At 37.5% G+C, this 1,559-nt stretch carries 2 protein-coding genes; both read right to left on the bottom strand.

What is annotated here, in order from left to right:
- Positions 1 to 241: 241 nt before the first annotated feature.
- The gene (locus tag KFO40_RS25555) at positions 242 to 856 is read right to left on the bottom strand and encodes an SLOG family protein (protein WP_005868759.1); all 615 of its coding nucleotides are present in this window, start codon (positions 854 to 856) and stop codon (positions 242 to 244) included.
- A 1-nt stretch (position 857) separates the two neighbouring features.
- Entirely contained in the window at positions 858 to 1,424 is a 567-nt protein-coding gene (locus KFO40_RS25550) for a phosphoribosyltransferase (protein WP_005868760.1), read from the bottom strand.
- Between the last annotated feature and the right edge of the window lie 135 nt (positions 1,425 to 1,559).

The raw sequence follows: 1,559 nt of genomic DNA, 5'->3' as shown, positions 1-1,559 counted from the left end.
GACAAAGAACGATTCGGACCAAATGGGCCAAGTTTATTTAATTTTTAATTCGTCCCAATTTTAATGGGACACTAATGTTTTACAAAGGTAAAACAATTAAGTAAAATTCATCTATCATTGCTTTTCATATTTATTGTGTCTTTCTCTTTTGCATCGGAAGTATTAGCACTTACAGCAACCAGACAGTATGACATCGCCACGTTTGATCATACCGCTGGAAAACAACGATATACAATCTGAATCAAAACAGATTGTATATCACCAATTTCTTTTTTTGTGCCTTGTTAAACGTATAAGAAGTTCCTCCGGCAGATTTTCCATCCCAATAGGCAATCAGCCTACAGGCGTGTGAAATCATGTAATCATTACGGTGGGCATAGCATTGGGCATAATAATATTCGGATAGAACTACCACCTTGTCGGCTTGGCGCAAAATATCAGCATACCTCTGTTTGTCCTCTTTGTTGAAATACACATCTTGCCCGACATAAGGAACAACCGCCACCAAAACCATATCGGGATATTGTTTCCTTTGTTCAAGTACGGTATGAGCAGCCATCATGTCAAATCCAACCGCACAACCAATATAGAAAAAACGGATTCCATTCTCATAGCAGAAACGTACCTCTTCATTCAACGATACGGACAAAGCATATTTATTTGTTCGTATCGTTCTATGACCGGTAAAAGCAACGGACATCATTTTCATCCATTTATCACGTGCCTTTCTACATATATCCAACGAACCTGCCGAAGTTTCATACACCATTCCATTCACCTCATAACGATAAGTGAACCAAGTAGTATCTCCAAAGATATCCTTCTGCTTCTCTATATAACTCTCTTTTTCTTTCATCTTATAACATACGGACAACTGTTTTACCTAAAAAGAAACCTCCCAAAACCTCACCTCCTATTTTTTCCAACTGACATGCGAAACGAGCATACGAAAACCCTTTTGTTAAAATATCGTCAAATACCAAGATTTTCTTACCCCGAAAAAAGTCCTTGTCAAATTCTATCACTTGTACTTTTTGAAGCGACTTGCTGTCAAATTTCTCGTGAATAGCCAAACGATCTCCACTGACACGTATATGTTCATACGCATTGATAGCACCTGAAAACTTACACACAGCCGAAGCAAACCCCTTATAACGAAGTTCATTCTTATCAGCGGAAGAAGCCGGAACACAAGCAAAAACAATATTCTTAACATCATCACCAAAAACTTGATGTAACTTATTCGCTATCATCCAAGCTATATTCAAATAAGCTTTTCCATCCTTAAAACTCCATATCATCTTACGAATTTGCCATTCTCTTTCCGTTGCCTGCCGATATTGCATAGGAAGATACTCAAAGAAAGAAAACATCATCTTATGCCATTGTCTGTCTAAACTAGGATATTTACTCTGATGTGCCATAGTCTTTTATCTATTAAAATTAAACTTATGCTTCAGCTAGATTTAAAGACCTTTTTTTAAACCCCTTTCCGGGATGGCCTTTTCTTTCTGCCGACTTTTTTTTTGAGCTTTCATGCCCCATCTGAGTTTATGAGC

Origin of the sequence: Bacteroides sp. 1001302B_160321_D4 (assembly GCF_015667765.1) — a bacterium.
In the GTDB taxonomy this organism is placed as follows: Bacteria; Bacteroidota; Bacteroidia; order Bacteroidales; family Bacteroidaceae; genus Bacteroides; species Bacteroides xylanisolvens.
This window is presented reverse-complemented; position numbering and strand designations above follow the sequence as displayed.